Raw genomic sequence first — 15169 nt, 5'->3', positions numbered from 1 at the left:
CAGACGGCAGTGCCGGCGATAGGGTGTTACTGCCGGAGAAGCAGCATAAGAACGTGTTCATTGTCTCAGCCTCTGCTGTAAACTATCGGCATGAACAGAAAAACCTACCCAAGCGATATCAGTCGCGAGCAATTTGCGCCTCTCCTCCCCCTGCTGGAAAGTGCCCGTAAACGCACAGCGCCACGTCAGGTGGACTTGTACGATGTCTTTTGTGCCATTCTCTACCTGCAACGCACTGGCTGCTCCTGGCGCGCTTTGCCGGGCGATTTCCCCAAATGGCGCACCGTGCATTCCTACTTCCAGAGATGGACTGAGCCACGCGAGAGTGGCATCAGCATCCTTGAGGAAGCATTAAAAAAATCAGGTAGTTGCGGAGCGCCGCAAGCAGGGGCATCATGAAGCAACCACTTTCCTGATTATTGATGCGCAGAGTGTGAAGAACACGGATACCGCCATGGAAAAAGGCTACGATGCGGGCAAGAAGGTTAGCGGTATCAAGCGGCATATAGCGGTTGACACGCAGGGTTTGCCGCATGCGCTTGCGGTAACGACGGCGGATGTTACGGATAGAAAAGGCTGCCTGCTAGCATTGGAACGTGGGCGGGATAATCTTGGGGCGGTACAAAAAATCCTTGCTGACGGTGGTTACACGGGTAAGGCATTTGCTTCGTCAGTACAGGAGTTGATTGGTGCGGAGGTAGAGATTGCCAAACGAAACGAATTACACCGCTTTGCGGTATTGCCAAAGCGATGGGTAGTCGAGCGCAGTTTTTCCTGGTTGGAAAAGAACAGACGGCTTTGGAAAAACTGCGAGCGTAAGTTGAGTACCAGTCTGCAAATGGTAGCTTTGGCTTTCTTGGGAGTCCTGCTACGAAGACTATGAACACGCTCTAAGACATGTCCGCAAAAAATGGCGGAATTATCCGAAATGGCATAAAGAATCCATATATGCAACAAAAGCGCATATAAGGTGATATTAAATTCATCATCGTCATTCTTGATTTCAGCATATCTAAAAAAGAAATCCTAAATAGAACTCTACCTGTCTTTATTCTTTAAATAACCGCAGGTTAGCACCGAAAAAATCCGTCTTGACGATTGTTAATATTGCGCCGGAATGCTATTCTGATACCCAATATCCGGCTTGCCGGATTTCTAATTATTGGTAATTGAATAATCGAGATGAGGTAATCCTGATGACTACGGATACAACCTATAACTACCGTGTGGTACGGCAATTTACCTGGGCGGCAATCCTCTTTGCCATCATCGGTATGCTGGTAGGTGTAATCATTGCTGCACAATTACGCTGGCCGACACTCTTCGGCGGCATCGACATCCTGTCCTATGGCCGACTGCGCCCGGTGCACACCAGCGGCGTTATTTTCGCCTTCGGTGGTAACGCGCTTTTTGCCACCTCCTACTACATCGTGCAGCGCACCTGCGGTGTACGCCTCATCTCCGACAAGCTCGCCGCCTTCACCTTCTACGGCTACCAGGCAGTCTTGGTACTGGGTGTCCTCAGCTATATGTTCGGTTATTCGCAAAGCAAGGAATACGCCGAGCTGCCTTGGTTGCTGGACGTTCTCCTCGCCGTTGTCTGGGTCGTTTACGGTTATGTCTTCTTCTGCACCATCGGCAAGCGTAAGGAAAAACATATCTACGTCGGCTTGTGGTTCTATGGCGCTTACATCATCGCCGTCGCCGTGTTGCACATCTTCAACAACCTCGCCCTGCCGATTGACTGGCTGCATTCCTACCCGGTCTATTCCGGCGCGGTTGATGCCATGGCGCAATGGTGGTACGGTCACAATGCCGTTGGCTTCTTCCTCACTGCCGCCTTCCTCGGCATGATGTACTACTTCGTGCCCAAACAGGCGGGACGCCCGATTTACTCCTACCGTCTCTCCATCGTCCACTTCTGGGCACTTATCTCCATCTATATGTGGGCTGGCCCGCACCACCTGCACTACACCGCCCTGCCGGACTGGACGCAATCGCTGGGCATGGCCTTCTCCGTCATCCTCTGGGTACCCTCTTGGGGCGGCATGATCAACGGCATCATGACCCTCTCCGGCGCCTGGAACAAACTCGTCACCGACCCCATCATCCGCTTCCTCTTTGTTGCTCTGTCCTTCTATGGCATGAGCACCTTTGAAGGCCCGATGATGGCCATCAAAGAAGTGAATGCACTGTCGCACTACACCGAATGGACCGTCGGCCACGTCCACTCCGGTGCGCTCGGCTGGGTGGCGATGATCACCATCGGCTCCATCTACCACATGCTGCCGCGTCTCTACGGCAAGACCGAGATGCACTCTACCCGCCTCATCTTCATTCACTTCTGGCTGGCGACCATCGGCATCGTGCTCTATGTCACCTCCATGTGGGTCGCGGGCATCATGGAAGGACTCCTGTGGCGCGAGACCTACCCCGACGGTACCCTCACCTACACCTTTGTGGAAATCCTCAGCAAAAAATACATCTTCTTCTTTGTCCGCTTCCTCGGTGGCTGCTTCTTCCTGAGCGGCGTCTGCCTGATGGCCTATAACTGCTGGAAAACCGCCTTCGGTGCGAAAACCCAGCCCGTTACCACCCTCGAAGCCCAACCCGCATAAGGAAGGAACACCACATGAACATCATGAGCCACGAACGCGTCGAAAAAAGCGTCGTCATCCTCGGCCTCCTCACCTTCTTTGCCGTCATCTGGGGCGGCTTGGTGCAAATCGTGCCGTTGTTCTTTGACGACCAGATGCATCCTAAAGACGGCTACGTCAAACCCTATGAACCGCTGCGCCTTGCCGGTTTCAATATCTACGTGCGCGAAGGCTGCTACGGTTGCCACTCGCAGATGATCCGTCCCTTCCGCTGGGAAACTGAGCGCTACGGTCACTACTCCGTCGCCGAAGAAAGCATGTACGACCGCCCCTTCCAGTGGGGCAGCAAACGCACCGGCCCGGATCTCGCCCGCGTTGGCGGTAAATATGGCGATGACTGGCACCACAAACACCTCACCGATCCGCGCAGCGTTGTGCTTGAATCCAATATGCCCGCCTACCCGTGGCTGAACAAGCGTCCGGCCAACGTCGAACTTACCAAGGCGAGTATCCGCACCAAAATCAAACTGGGCGAACCCTACACCCAGGCGGACATTGACAGCGTGGACGAAGCACTCAAAGACAAAACCGAAATGGACGCGCTCGTTGCCTACCTGCAAGGGCTCGGCATCGCCTTCAAAGAACATAATCGGTAACAGAACATGACAGCCGGCAGCATCGCATGGGTCAAATTCACGACCGTCGTACTCTTCATCTCCTTCATCCTGATGGTCATCCTGCTCTACCTGCCACAGCGCCACAAACCCTATCAGGGCGCAGAAAAACTGGCACTGAAAGATGATGGCGACGCGCCTGTTACCCCACGCTACCCGGAACAAGAAGAACACAAGAGGCAAGAATCATGACAACAGTCAGCATCTTCATCGCGGCAGTCACTATCCTGCACATATTGGGCTACATCGCCCTCGTTTACTGGACAACCCACATCAAAGCGGGCGGCGACGCCAAAGAAGGCGAAATCATCGATCACACCTGGGACGGCGACCTCAAAGAAATGAACAACCCCATGCCGGGTTGGTGGCTGTCGCTCTTCTACCTGATGATTGCCTTCGCCATCCTCTACCTCGTCCTTTACCCGGGCGTCTTTAAAGGCGTCAAAAACTGGACACAAATCAGCCAATACCAGCAAGAAAGCCGCAGTATTGACGCCCAATCCGCCGACTACTTCCGCCACTACGCCGGCAAAAGCACCGAAGAACTGGCGAAAGACCCGGAAGCTCTTGCGACAGGCCGCCGCATCTTTGCGCAGAACTGCGCCGTCTGCCACGCCGGTGACGCCGGCGGTGTCGCCGGTAGCTACCCCAACCTCACCGATAACGACTGGATTTGGGGCGGCACACCGGAAGCCATCATTAACACTATTACCAACGGCCACGCGGGGGCCATGCCGCCCGGCGGTGCACTGGTCGCCATTGATCCGAATAACCCCGCCTGGGCACCGAGCAGCGAAGACCAGAGCAAACTGGATGAAGTCGCCAACTACGTTCTCGCCCTGGGTGGTTACACGCACGACAGCGCTGCCGCCGAAAAAGGCAAAGCCCTGTATGGCACCAGCTGCGTTGCCTGTCACGGTGGCCAAGGTGAAGGCAACCCCATCCTTGGTGCCCCGAAACTGGCCGACCAAATCTGGCTCTATGCCGAAGACGACGAACCCGCCGCCCTCAAAACCTTCATCGAGCAGCAAATTCTGCATCCGCGCAACAACGTGATGCCCGCCTGGAAAGACACGCTGGGAGACGCCAAAATCAAAGTTGTCGCCGCCTACGTCTATTCCCTCAGCCACGAGGCAGACGAAGCAGAAATAGCTGCGGAAAACAAAGCACCTGCGACCGAAGCAACCCCAGCAGCGGAAAGCACCACCGAACCTGCACCAGCCACAGGAACCACCCCGGCGACAGAAACCCCGGCAACGACCGAGCCCGTAACCGCCGAAACTGGTGTGCAGCCCACTGCTGAAACAGCACCGACCGCCGCGCCGCCTGCAAACTGAAATCTCTGTATCAGCAGAACGAAACCCGGAATCCGCTACTGCGAGGTAGCGGATTTTTTATAGCTATACCGGGTAGAACCGATATGGTATCGGCGAGCCTCGTCGGGTTCCCACAGGGCTCTAAAAATCGCGCCGTACACCTGTGCTGTTTTCGCCGTGTTGTCTTTTCAGCTTACAACTAGGATTGATCAGAGAAAGGTTCCTACATTTCTGCGAAATCAGGATAAAAACGAATAAACGCCTCACGGCCTGCATAGGACGTCTGCGTACCGAGACGGGTAACAGAATCGGCGGCGTAATGGTTAGCGGCGGTAATCGCGCGTGCCACGTCGCCGGTTTTAACGTACACGGTGGCGAAGCAGCCGATAAAGGCGTCGCCGGCGCCGGTCGTATCTTTGGCAGTGACATTGACCGGCGGGAAGTGTTGTTCCGTACCGTCTGCGGCCAGCCACAGGGCGCCGCGTTTACCGAGGGTGACGATGACGTTCTTCACCCCCGTATCGCGCAGTGCCGCTGCTGCGGTGCGGATGTCGTCTGCGCTGTCCACCGGCATTCCGGTCAGCAGCGACAGCTCCGTTTCATTCGGCACGATGAATTCGCAGGCTTTGACGTTTTCCAGTACGAGATCGGGTTGGGCGGGGGCGGGATTGAGTAGAACCGGGATGCCGTTAGCCACGCCAAAGCGCACGGCGGCATAGACCGTCTCCGTCGGGATTTCCAGTTGCAACACGATGAGCTTGCATTGGCGGATGTCGGCGGCGGCACGGGCAATATCATCGGCAGACAGTAGCTTGTTCGCGCCCTTGACGATGATGATGGCATTGTGTCCTTCGGGATCAACGAAAATGGGTGCGACGCCGCTGGCCGCCGGGCTTTTCAGGATGTAGCGGGTGTCGATGCCGTTTGCGCGAAAGTTGGCGATAGTGTTGTCGGCAAAGATGTCGTTGCCGACGCGGCTCAACATCAGTACCTCCGCGCCGAGACGGGCGACGGCAATTGCCTGGTTGGCGCCCTTGCCGCCGCAGCCCATTTTGAAATCGGGCGCTTCGACGGTTTCGCCTTCGGCGGGCATACGGGTGATGTAGGCGATGAGATCGACCATGTTGGATCCGATGACGGCGATGTCCATGGGTTACTCCTGGATGGAAGGGGTGGGAGAAGAAGTGTTTGCTTGTTCCGCTAATAATTTGCAGCCGACAGAGGAGCCGATGCGGTTTGCCCCGGCAGCGAGCATCGCTTGGAAATCTCCGGGTGTACGGATACCGCCCGCCGCTTTTACGCCGAAATCCGGACCGACGCAGGCGCGCATCAGGCGGACGGCTTCTATCGTCGCGCCGCCGCTGGAAAAGCCGGTGGACGTTTTGACGAAATCCGCGCCCGCCTGCATGGCAGCGGCACAGGCATGGCGAATGTCATCCGCCGTCAGCAGGCAGGTTTCCAGAATGACCTTGACCAGTGCCCGCCCGGCAGCCGCCTGCACCACGGCGGCAATATCGGCCTGCACTGCCGCCCAGTCGCCGTCTTTTGCAAGCCCGATGTTTATCACCACGTCCAGCTCATCGGCGCCGTTCTCCACCGCATCCCTTGCCGCAAAAGCCTTGACGGCGGATGTGTCGGCTCCCAGCGGGAAGCCGATGACCGTGCAGACCTTGACCGCAGTATCAGCCAGCACCGCTTTGGCGTGTCGGACGCGAGCCGGGTTGACGCATACCGCAAAAAAATCATGCTCACGTGCCTCGTCGCATAGCTGCGTAATCTGCGCCGCTGTTGCCTGCGGCGCAAGCAGGGTGTGGTCAATATAGCGGGACAGCTTCATGGCAACCTCCATTGTGGACTGATAATGGCACCACCATAGCACCAAAGACGACGCCAAGCGGCGCACAGGCAAAAACCCGCACGATAAAAATAAAAAAAGTTTACTATCGCGACCCGACATCAATCCAACAACAGGAGAAAACATCATCATGATGCCGACCGCCCCCAACGCTGACCAGCTCCGCGCCAGAATCCGCCTGCTTGCCAACCTGCTTGGCAAAACCATTGAACGTCAGGCAGGCAGCGACACCCTGCAAACCATCGAATACCTGCGCCAGGGCTACATTGAAGAACGGCAAAACCCCAACCCGGAACGCCGCGCCGCCCTGAAACGCACCATCGCCGCGCTGGATGACGACCGCCTGAAAAACGTCATCCGTGGCTTCAGCCTCTACTTTGCCCTTGCCAACCTCGCCGAAGAAGACCTCCTGCGCCAGGAACGTGCCGCCGCGCGCGAGAGTGGCAGCCTGTGGGAAGGCTCCTTCCACCACACCCTGCAACAATGCCGCGACAACGATCTCTCCCCGGAACAAGTCGCCGAACTCATCACCCAGCTGCGTTTCATCCCCGTCTTCACCGCGCACCCCACCGAAGCACGGCGGCGCACCACCATGAGCATCCTACAAAACCTCTACCGCCTCTGCGACCGCCTCGACCACACTACCGAAAACAGCGCCGCGCGCGAACGCATTCTTAAAGAAGCGGCGGATCTCATCGACCTGCTTTGGGCGTCTGACGAAATCCGCACCCGTAAAACCCTCGTCTATGACGAAATCAACAACGGCCTGCACTACTTCAACGCCAGCCTCTTTCAGGCCATCCCGCAGACCTACCGCAACCTGCGCGAAGCACTGAACCGCATCTACCCCGAACTCAAAAACACCGTGCTGCCGCCGCTCCTGCGCTTTGGCTCATGGATTGGCGGCGACCGCGACGGCAACCCCTTCGTCACCTTTGAAACCACCGAACAGGCCGTGCTGATGCACGCCGACAACGTCCTGCGCTATTACAGCAAACAGCTCAAACACCTGCGCAACCGCCTCTTGCACTGCGCCAGCATCACCGCCATAGACCCTGCCGTAAACGCGCGCAACGAACACTACGCCCGCCTCGGCGTTACCGTCTTCGAATACAACCCCGAAGACTACAGCAACGAACCCTACCGCCGCCTGCTCGTGCTGATGCGCGCCAAAATCCAGCACACCAACCGCTACATCCAGAGCATGGGCGCGGATAAAGCCGCCGCTGAACACGCCTACCACAGCCCGAAAGACTTCCTCGACGACCTCATCCTCATCCGCGACGCGCTCAAACAGCACGATCCCGAACAGGCCGATGGCGACATCCAGGACCTCATCCGCCTCGTGCGCAGCTGCGGCTTCCACATGGCCTCGCTCGACATCCGCCAAGAATCCGTCTATCACACCAACGTCGTCGCCGACATCTTCGCGCATGCGCCCAACCTGCCGGACTACCACAGCCTCGACGAAGCCGCACGCCTCGACATCCTGAACCGGCTGCTTGCCGCCCCCGGTGTGCCGCTCATCTTCGAGAACAACCTCAGCGCCGAGACCCGCGAACAACTCGCGCTGATGCGTACCATCGCCCGCCTGCGCGACCTGGTCGGCCCGCACACCTTCGGCAGCTACATCATCTCCATGACCCACCACGCGAGCCACATCCTCGAAGTCCTCTTCCTGATGCGCTTCGCCGGCCTTTCCGGCCAAGACAGCGAAGGCCGTCCCTACGCCGCGCTGCCCATCGCGCCGCTCTTCGAAACCATCGAAGACCTGAAAGCCATTGACGACATCCTGCCCGTCCTCCTCGACAACCCCGACTACCGCGCCCTCCTCGCCAACCAGGGCGACACCCAAGAAATCATGCTCGGCTACTCCGACAGCAGCAAAGACGGCGGCATCCTCACCAGCGCCTGGCAACTCTACCGCGCCCAGCAAAACATCCTCGCCATCGCGCGCAAATACCACATCAAAACCCGCCTCTTCCACGGACGCGGCGGCTCCGTCAGCCGGGGCGGCGGTTCCACCCACCACGCCATCGCTGCCCAGCCGCCCGGCACCCTGCAAGGCGAAATCAAATTCACCGAACAGGGCGAAGTCCTCTACGCCAAATACGCCAACCCCGAAACCGCCGTGTACGAACTCACCATGGGCATCACCGGCGCACTCAAAGCAAGTAGCACCCGCTTCGCCAAAACCCCGCCCCGGCTCGCAGAGTACGAAACCCTCATCGGGCGCATGGCGGACGCCAGCGAAAAAAGCTACCGCGACCTCACCGACCGCACCGACGGCATCTACCAATTCTTCGTGGACGCCACCCCGGTACGCGAACTGAGCCTGCTCAACATCGGCTCACGCCCGGCACACCGCCGCAAAGGCACACCGACCAAAGAAACCATCCGCGCCATCCCGTGGGTCTTTGGCTGGTCGCTGGCGCGCTTCATGCTGCCTGCCTGGTACGGCGTCGGCAGCGCACTCGCCGCCATCCGCGCCGAAGACCGCCCGCTGATGGACGAAATGCGCGAACAATGGCCGTTCATCGACGCCTTCATCAGCAACATCGAAATGGCCTTCGCCAAAACCGAACTGGCAACTGCGGAAAACTACAGCCAGCTCTGCCCGGACGATGCCCTGCGTGCCACCGTGATGCAGGCCGTCAAAGACGAATACCAAAAAACCCTGGACGGCCTGAATGGTGTACTCAAACAGCAGCACCTGCTCGAACACCAGCCGCGCCTTGCCGCCTCCCTGCGCTGGCGCGATCCCTACCTCGACCCGATTAACCACATCCAGATCGAGCTCTTGCGCCGCAGCCGCGCGAAAAACGGCGAAGATGCGGACGTGAACGACCCGCTCATCCGCTCCATCAACGCACTCGCCGCAGGATTACGCAACACGGGTTGAAATACTCCACACACACCAAGAAAAAAGCAGGCGTAAGCCTGCTTTTTCATGCGCCGGACGGAGGACGTCAGGATTTATACAGTGCATAGTGATCGTTCTGCAATGGATTGAGAAAGCTCAGCAAGAGCAACAGGGCCCGAATGGCAGGTATGGGGTCAGTAGCTGTCCGATGAAGCTACCTGGCTCGCGTTCGAGGTCGCAGCAGTATCCAGTAAGGCGGTCGAAACAGGCAGGGTGGGTGATGTGATACTGCGTAGTTGGTCTTGCACAGCCGCGGCGATAACGCGGTAGGTGCGAGCCTTCGCGTTCAAGGTTATTGTCGTTGTAACTATGCAGTACACCGCTTTTTCACCTTAATTTCTAGGATTGGGGGTATTCCCTGATAGTCCGCGAAGGGGAAATATTTTGATAAGCGCCGTTTTTTTACAGACAAAAAGAAAGCCCCTGATAGGGGCTGATAAGTAGGTGTGGAGGCTGGGGTCGGAATCGAACCGGCGTCCACGGATTTGCAATCCGCTGCATAACCACTTTGCTACCCAGCCTGAATTAAAAGAGCCTCTATATTGAGGCTCAGAAGGAATTTGGAGCGGGAAACGAGGCTCGAACTCGCGACCCCAACCTTGGCAAGGTTGTGCTCTACCACTGAGCTATTCCCGCGTTGTGGGCGCGCATTATAGTGGGATTCTTTACCGGGTCAAGCGATGTTTAAATTATTCTTTTAATATGCTGTTTTTTAAAAACTTTCATATTATCAGACGCGTGTGCACATAGAGCGATTTCTTAGGGCATGTGTATAGTCTTCATAGCAGGGCTCCCAAGAAAGCCAAAACTACCATTTGCAAACTGGTACTCAACTTACGCTCGCAGTTTTTCCAAAACCGCCTATTCTTTTCCAACCAGGAAAAGCTGCGCTCTACTACCCATCGCTTCGGCAATACTGCAAAACGGTGCAATTCGTTTCGTTTGGCAATCTCTACCTCCGCACCAATCAACGCTTGTACCGACGAAGCAAATGCCTTACCCGTGTAACCACCGTCAGCAAGGACTTTTTGTACCGCCCCAAGATTATCCTTGTCACGTTCCAATGCCAGCAGACAGCCTTTTCTATCCGTAATATCCGCCGTCGTTACCGCAATGGCATGCGGCAAACCCTGCGTGTCAACCGCTATATGCCGCTTGATACCGCTAACCTTTTTGCTCGCATCGTAGCCTTTTTCCATGGCCGTATCCGTGTTCTTCACACTCTACGCATCAATAATCAGGAAAGTGGTTGCTTCATGGCGCCCCTGCTTGCGGCGCTCCGCAACTACCTGTTTTTTTTAATGCTTCCTCAAGGATGCTGATGCCACTCTCGCGTGGCTCAGTCCATCTCTGGAAGTAGGAATGCACGGTGCGCCATTTGGGGAAATCGCCCGGCAAAGCGCGCCAGGAGCAGCCGGTGCGTTGCAGATAGAGAATGGCACAAAAGACATCGTACAAGTCCACCTGACGTGGCGCTGTGCGTTTACGGGCACTTTCCAGCAGGGGAAGGAGAGGCGCAAATTGCTCGCGACTGATATCGCTTGGGTAGGTTTTTCTGTTCATGCCGATAGTTTACAGCAGAGGCGAAGACTATAAACACGTTCTAAGACAGTGAACGGCATCAAGCGACATATAACGGTTGACACGCAGGGTTTGCCGCATGCGCTTGCGGTAACGACGGCGGATGTTACGGATAGAAAAGGCTGCCTGCTAGCCTTGGAACGTGGGCGGGATAATCTTGGTGTGGTACAAAAAGTCCTTGCTGACGGTAGTTACATGGGTAAGGCATTTGCTTCGTCAGTACAGGAGTTGATGGGTGCGGAGGTAGAGATTGCCAAACGAAACGAATTACACCGCTTTGCGGTATTGCCAAAGCGATGGGTAGTAGAGCGCAGTTTTTCCTGGTTGGAAAAGAATAGGCGGCTTTGGCAAAACTGCGAGCGTAAGTTGAGTACCAGTTTGCAAATGGTAGTTTTGGCTTTCTTGGGAATCTTGCTACGAAGACTATGAACACGTTCTAAGACCTCACTCTGAAAAGTTTTTAACCCCTGAAATCCTTGCAGCGTAAGGTCTCCCGAGATTTTCAGCATGGAATTTGTCCATTACCTCCACACAAAAAGCTGATTAGCTTGGCACCCCACCTTTCAAGAGGTGGAGTCTTTGCACGCACAAAAAAAGCCCCTCACGCGGGGCGAGGGGCTTGGGTTCATGGAGCGGCTATGTTGTTCGCCAGTTCACAGGGTGCCATAAAGCGCATCATAGGCCTTGGCGGCTTTATGCCAGCCGAAATCGGCGTGCATGGCGTTGTGCTGGATGCCCGCCCATTCTTTGGCGCTCTGCCATTTTTCCAGCATCCGGCCAGCGGCACCAAGCAGGGCATCCGGGGTCGGCTGATGGAAGACAAAGCCGGTTGCACTGTGGTTGGCGATGCTGTCTTCGCTGGCATCAACGACGGTATCGGCGAGGCCGCCCGTCGCCCGCACCAGCGGCAAGGTGCCGTATTTGAGGCCGTAAAGTTGGGTGAGGCCGCAGGGTTCGAAGCGGCTTGGCACGAGGATGACGTCGCCACCGGCGATCATTTGGTGCGAGAGGGCTTCGTTGTAGGTAATGCGCACACCGACTTTTTCCGGATGGCGACCCGCGAGGTCACGGAAGGCAGCTTCGAGATCGGGCGCACCGGTACCGAGGATGGCGAGTTGCAGCGGGCGTGAGAGCAGGCTTTCGGCGGCGCCCAGGAGGATGTCCGCGCCTTTTTGTTCGGTGAGGCGGGTAATCATCACCAGCAGCGGCACGCTGTCATCCGTCGGCAGGTTGAAGGTTTGTTGCAGGGTGTGTTTGTTGGTGCGTTTGCCCTGCATGTAATCCATGGTGTAGGGCTTATCAATATGCGGGTCGGTGCCGGGGTTCCAGGTGGTATTGTCCACGCCGTTCAGGATGCCGGTGAGCCGGCCTTGTGCGGCACGTTCGCCGAGCAGGCCGTGCAGGCCATAGCCGTGTTCCGGCACGGTGATTTCGCGCGCGTAGGTTGGGCTGACGGTCGTGATGTGGTCGGCGTAGTAGAGGCCTGCTTTGAGGTAGGACATTTGCCCGTAGAATTCGAAGCCGTAGGGACCGTACATGTTTTGCGGCAGGCCCAGCTCAATCATGTGACGGCTGTTGAAGATGCCCGCATAGGCGAGGTTGTGGATGGTGAAGACGGTTTTGACCGGCACTTCCCAAGCGGCGAGGTAGGCGGGGGAAAGTCCGGCCTGCCAGTCGTGGCAGTGCAGGACGTCGGGGCGCCACCAGCTATCGGCTCCGGCGGCAAGTGAGGCACCGACCCAGCCGAGGAGGCCGAAGCGCAGGTAGTTGTCGCCGTAGTCGGCGTAGTGCTGGTCGTGGTAGGGGTTGCCCGGACGCTGGTAGAGGTGCGGGCAGTCTATAAGGTAGATGCCGACGCCGTTGTAGTTGACGTAGCGCAGTTCGATGTCGCCCGCGAAGGTGTGGTAGTAGCCAACATGGCCGGTTTCGCCGATTTTTTCCGCAACTTGCGGGTAGAGCGGCAGAACGACGCGCACGTCTTGTCCCGCAGCATGTTGGGCAAAAGGCAGGGCGCCCAAAACGTCGGCGAGGCCGCCGGTTTTGATGAGCGGGTAGAGTTCTGAACATACATGCAGGATTTTCATGATGGGCTCCTCTTGTCAGGTGGTTTTGGTTGGTGGGGTTGGTGGTTCGGATTGTGTTGTTCTGGGGATTAACGGGTAATCCGCGTGGTTGTTCCGCTTGGCGTGGCTATTGGTCAACGGTAAAGATGACGTGGCGATTTGCTGCCGCTGCGCGTTGGTAGAAGTCGCGGACGTTTTGAAACCAGTCCCAGACATAGTCGCAGTCATCTTCACTCAGGGGGTAGCCGTATGCTTTCTCGTCGAGAGCAAAATAGCGGCGGCGGAAGGTTTCTTCGTCTATGGTCATCAGGGCTTGGGCGATGTCCTGTACTTGTGCCGGTGTTTTCAGGCTGATGATGTAGGTGTCGTCTTCCCCCCCACCGATAAGGATTTCACCGCCTATCACGGTGTGGTTGAGCGGGTATTCGCCATTTTGGTATTCCAGTCGCCCATCCGTCAGAAGGCGGTGCATGGCGTCCCAGGCTTTAGCGCTTTCTGCGCTGTGTTCCCCGCCTTCTTCGCCGAGGTAACGCGCTTCGAGGTTAGCGAGGTAGTTTTGTAGTGCTTCTTCGTCGTGCAAGTCCGTTTGGCGCAGTTCGGCCATGTCGTCGGCATTGAGTGCGAAATGTACACCTAAGCAGCTCATGGTCTATCTCCAATTGGTTTTTGTTCAAATTGTGTGGTTGTTCCGCTTGGTGGGGTTGTCTCTACGCGGTTCTCTTACCTATCCCCTCCCCCAATGGAGGAGGGGTTTTTCTATATCAGCGAGAAGCCGCGTGGTGAGTTATTGTTCGGCGGCTTCCTCCGCTTGTTTTTGTTCGGCGGCTTCCTCCGCTTGTTTTTGTTTAGCGGCTTCCTCCGCTTGTTTTTGTTTAGCGGCAAGGGCAGCCAGCATGGTTTTGGTGACGAGGACGACGCCGCCTTTGCTGACGCGGAAGCGCTGTTTGTCCAGCTCGGCATCAACGCCGATTTGCATGCCATCCGGGATGCCGCAGTTGCGGTCGATGATGCAGCGGCGCAGTACGCAATTTTTGCCAATGCGCACTTGTGGCAGGACGACGGCGTATTCGATGTGGCTGCCTTCGGCGACCTGGACGCGGTCAAAGATGACGGAGTTACTGATTTCCGCATCGGTAATCACGCCGCTGCCGCCAATCAGCGAGTTGTCGATGGTGCGGGTATGGTTGTGCTTGTAGAAGAATTTGGTCGGTGCGGTTTGTTTCGGCACGGTACGGATCGGCCAGCTTTCGTCGAACATGTCGAGTTGCGGGTATTCGCTGACGAGGTCAATGTTCGCGCTCCAGTAGCTGTCGATGGTACCCACGTCGCGCCAGTAGATGGTGCCCTGGGTGTTGCGGCCCTTGCTAGATTTTTCGAAGGGGTGGGCGTAGAGCACACCTTCGCGCACGGCGGCCGGGATGACGTCGTTACCGAAGTCGTGCGAGGTGTCGGGGCTCGTCGCTTCGCGTTCGAGGACTTCGTAGAGGTAGTCGGCATCGAAGACGTAGATGCCCATTGAGGCCAGTGATGAGCCGGGGCGGTCGGGCATGGCGGGTGGGTCTTCGGGTTTTTCAACGAAGGCTTTGACTTTGAGTTTTTCGTTCACCGCCATGACGCCGAAGGCGACGGCTTGTTCGCGCGGGACTTCGATGCAGCCGACGGTGGCTTTGGCGCCCGAGGCGATGTGGTCACGCAGCATTTGCATGTAGTCCATTTTGTAGATGTGATCACCAGCAAGTATGAGGACGTATTTGGGCCGGTAGTGTTCTTTCATGATGTGCACGTTTTGCCACACGGCATCGGCGGTGCCCCGGTACCAGGTTTGGTCATTGAGCTGCTGACGCGCCGGCAGCATATCGACGAACTGGTCGCGTTCGCGCGGCAGGAAGGACCAGCCGTGTTGCAGGTGGCGCAAGAGTGAGTGCGCTTCGTATTGGGTGATGACGCCGATTTTGAGGAGACCCGAGTTGATGCAGTTAGATAGCGCAAAGTCGATGATGCGGTGACCACCGCCAAAGTACACGGCCGGTTTGGCACGCTGATCGGTCAGCTCGTAGAGGCGTGAGCCGCGTCCGCCGGCCAGGATCAGAACCAGGGTTTGGTTGGCGATTTCTTCGGTGGAAGGCAGGGTATTTTCTTTGGCACTCATGTTTGTCTCCG

At 57.0% G+C, this 15169-nt stretch carries 11 protein-coding genes, 2 tRNA genes and 2 pseudogenes; 7 read left to right on the top strand and 8 right to left on the bottom strand.

Annotation, left to right across the window (positions count from 1 at the left end):
* Window positions 1–90 precede the first annotated feature (90 nt).
* The 5 genes from LG374_RS08875 (at window position 91) to ccoP (ending at window position 4608) form a co-directional block, all read left to right on the top strand.
* Window positions 91–883, top strand: a protein-coding gene (locus LG374_RS08875; protein WP_225756001.1) for an IS5 family transposase whose coding sequence is annotated in 2 segments (ribosomal slippage) — window positions 91–354 and window positions 356–883 — 792 coding nt in all. Because the reading frame shifts where the segments join, the coding sequence is not laid out codon by codon here.
* 313 nt (window positions 884–1196) lie between these two features.
* A complete protein-coding gene (gene ccoN / locus LG374_RS08870) occupies window positions 1197–2618 on the top strand; it encodes a cytochrome-c oxidase, cbb3-type subunit I (protein WP_225757355.1) in 1422 nt (473 codons plus the stop codon).
* 23 nt (window positions 2619–2641) lie between these two features.
* Window positions 2642–3253, top strand: coding sequence for a cytochrome-c oxidase, cbb3-type subunit II (gene ccoO / locus LG374_RS08865; RefSeq protein ID WP_225758014.1), 612 nt, complete (start codon window positions 2642–2644; stop codon window positions 3251–3253).
* 6 nt (window positions 3254–3259) lie between these two features.
* The gene (locus LG374_RS08860) at window positions 3260–3463 is read left to right on the top strand and encodes a cbb3-type cytochrome c oxidase subunit 3 (RefSeq protein ID WP_225757354.1); all 204 of its coding nucleotides are present in this window, start codon (window positions 3260–3262) and stop codon (window positions 3461–3463) included.
* Complete coding sequence (gene ccoP, locus LG374_RS08855) at window positions 3460–4608, top strand: cytochrome-c oxidase, cbb3-type subunit III (RefSeq protein ID WP_225757353.1); 1149 nt, start codon at window positions 3460–3462, stop codon at window positions 4606–4608. The genes LG374_RS08860 and ccoP overlap by 4 nt, the downstream gene beginning before the upstream one ends.
* 202 nt (window positions 4609–4810) lie before the next feature.
* On the opposite strand, the gene rbsK is transcribed toward ccoP, so the two are convergent.
* Both rbsK and deoC read right to left on the bottom strand, forming a co-directional pair.
* Window positions 4811–5737, bottom strand: coding sequence for a ribokinase (gene rbsK / locus LG374_RS08850; RefSeq protein WP_225757352.1), 927 nt, complete (start codon window positions 5735–5737; stop codon window positions 4811–4813).
* Window positions 5738–5740: 3 nt separating this feature from the next.
* Window positions 5741–6424 carry a deoxyribose-phosphate aldolase gene (gene deoC / locus LG374_RS08845; protein WP_370639337.1) on the bottom strand — a complete coding sequence of 228 codons (684 nt, stop codon included), beginning with the start codon at window positions 6422–6424 and terminating at the stop codon, window positions 5741–5743.
* A gap of 148 nt (window positions 6425–6572) precedes the next feature.
* On the opposite strand from deoC, the gene ppc reads away from it, so the two are divergent.
* On the top strand, window positions 6573–9344 hold the full coding sequence (ppc, locus tag LG374_RS08840; RefSeq protein ID WP_225757350.1) for a phosphoenolpyruvate carboxylase: 2772 nt from the start codon (window positions 6573–6575) through the stop codon (window positions 9342–9344).
* 468 nt (window positions 9345–9812) lie between these two features.
* On the opposite strand, the gene LG374_RS08835 is transcribed toward ppc, so the two are convergent.
* From LG374_RS08835 to LG374_RS08825, 3 genes and pseudogenes are all read right to left on the bottom strand, one after another.
* Window positions 9813–9886 (bottom strand) — tRNA-Cys (locus LG374_RS08835).
* A gap of 40 nt (window positions 9887–9926) precedes the next feature.
* Window positions 9927–10001 (bottom strand) — tRNA-Gly (locus LG374_RS08830).
* A 143-nt stretch (window positions 10002–10144) separates the two neighbouring features.
* Window positions 10145–10928 (bottom strand): annotated as a pseudogene (locus LG374_RS08825) (IS5 family transposase).
* Window positions 10929–10970: 42 nt separating this feature from the next.
* Here LG374_RS08825 and LG374_RS08820 point away from each other — a divergent pair.
* A pseudogene (locus LG374_RS08820) lies at window positions 10971–11375 on the top strand (IS5 family transposase); the annotation flags it as partial.
* Window positions 11376–11599: 224 nt separating this feature from the next.
* Here LG374_RS08820 and glgA read toward each other — a convergent pair.
* The 3 genes from glgA to glgC all read right to left on the bottom strand — a co-directional run bounded on the left by glgA (window position 11600) and on the right by glgC (window position 15158).
* Window positions 11600–13030 (bottom strand): glycogen synthase GlgA, encoded by a 1431-nt coding sequence (glgA, locus tag LG374_RS08815; RefSeq protein ID WP_225757349.1) that lies wholly within the window; start codon window positions 13028–13030, stop codon window positions 11600–11602.
* A 106-nt stretch (window positions 13031–13136) separates the two neighbouring features.
* Complete coding sequence (locus tag LG374_RS08810) at window positions 13137–13655, bottom strand: YfbM family protein (protein WP_225757348.1); 519 nt, start codon at window positions 13653–13655, stop codon at window positions 13137–13139.
* 138 nt (window positions 13656–13793) lie between these two features.
* On the bottom strand, window positions 13794–15158 hold the full coding sequence (gene glgC, locus LG374_RS08805; protein ID WP_225757347.1) for a glucose-1-phosphate adenylyltransferase: 1365 nt from the start codon (window positions 15156–15158) through the stop codon (window positions 13794–13796).
* Between the last annotated feature and the right edge of the window lie 11 nt (window positions 15159–15169).

Origin of the sequence: Cardiobacterium sp. Marseille-Q4385 (assembly GCF_916618745.1) — a bacterium.
In the GTDB taxonomy this organism is placed as follows: domain Bacteria; phylum Pseudomonadota; class Gammaproteobacteria; order Cardiobacteriales; family Cardiobacteriaceae; genus Cardiobacterium.
Note: the sequence above shows the minus strand (reverse complement) of the source record. Positions and strands in the feature narration are given on the sequence as shown.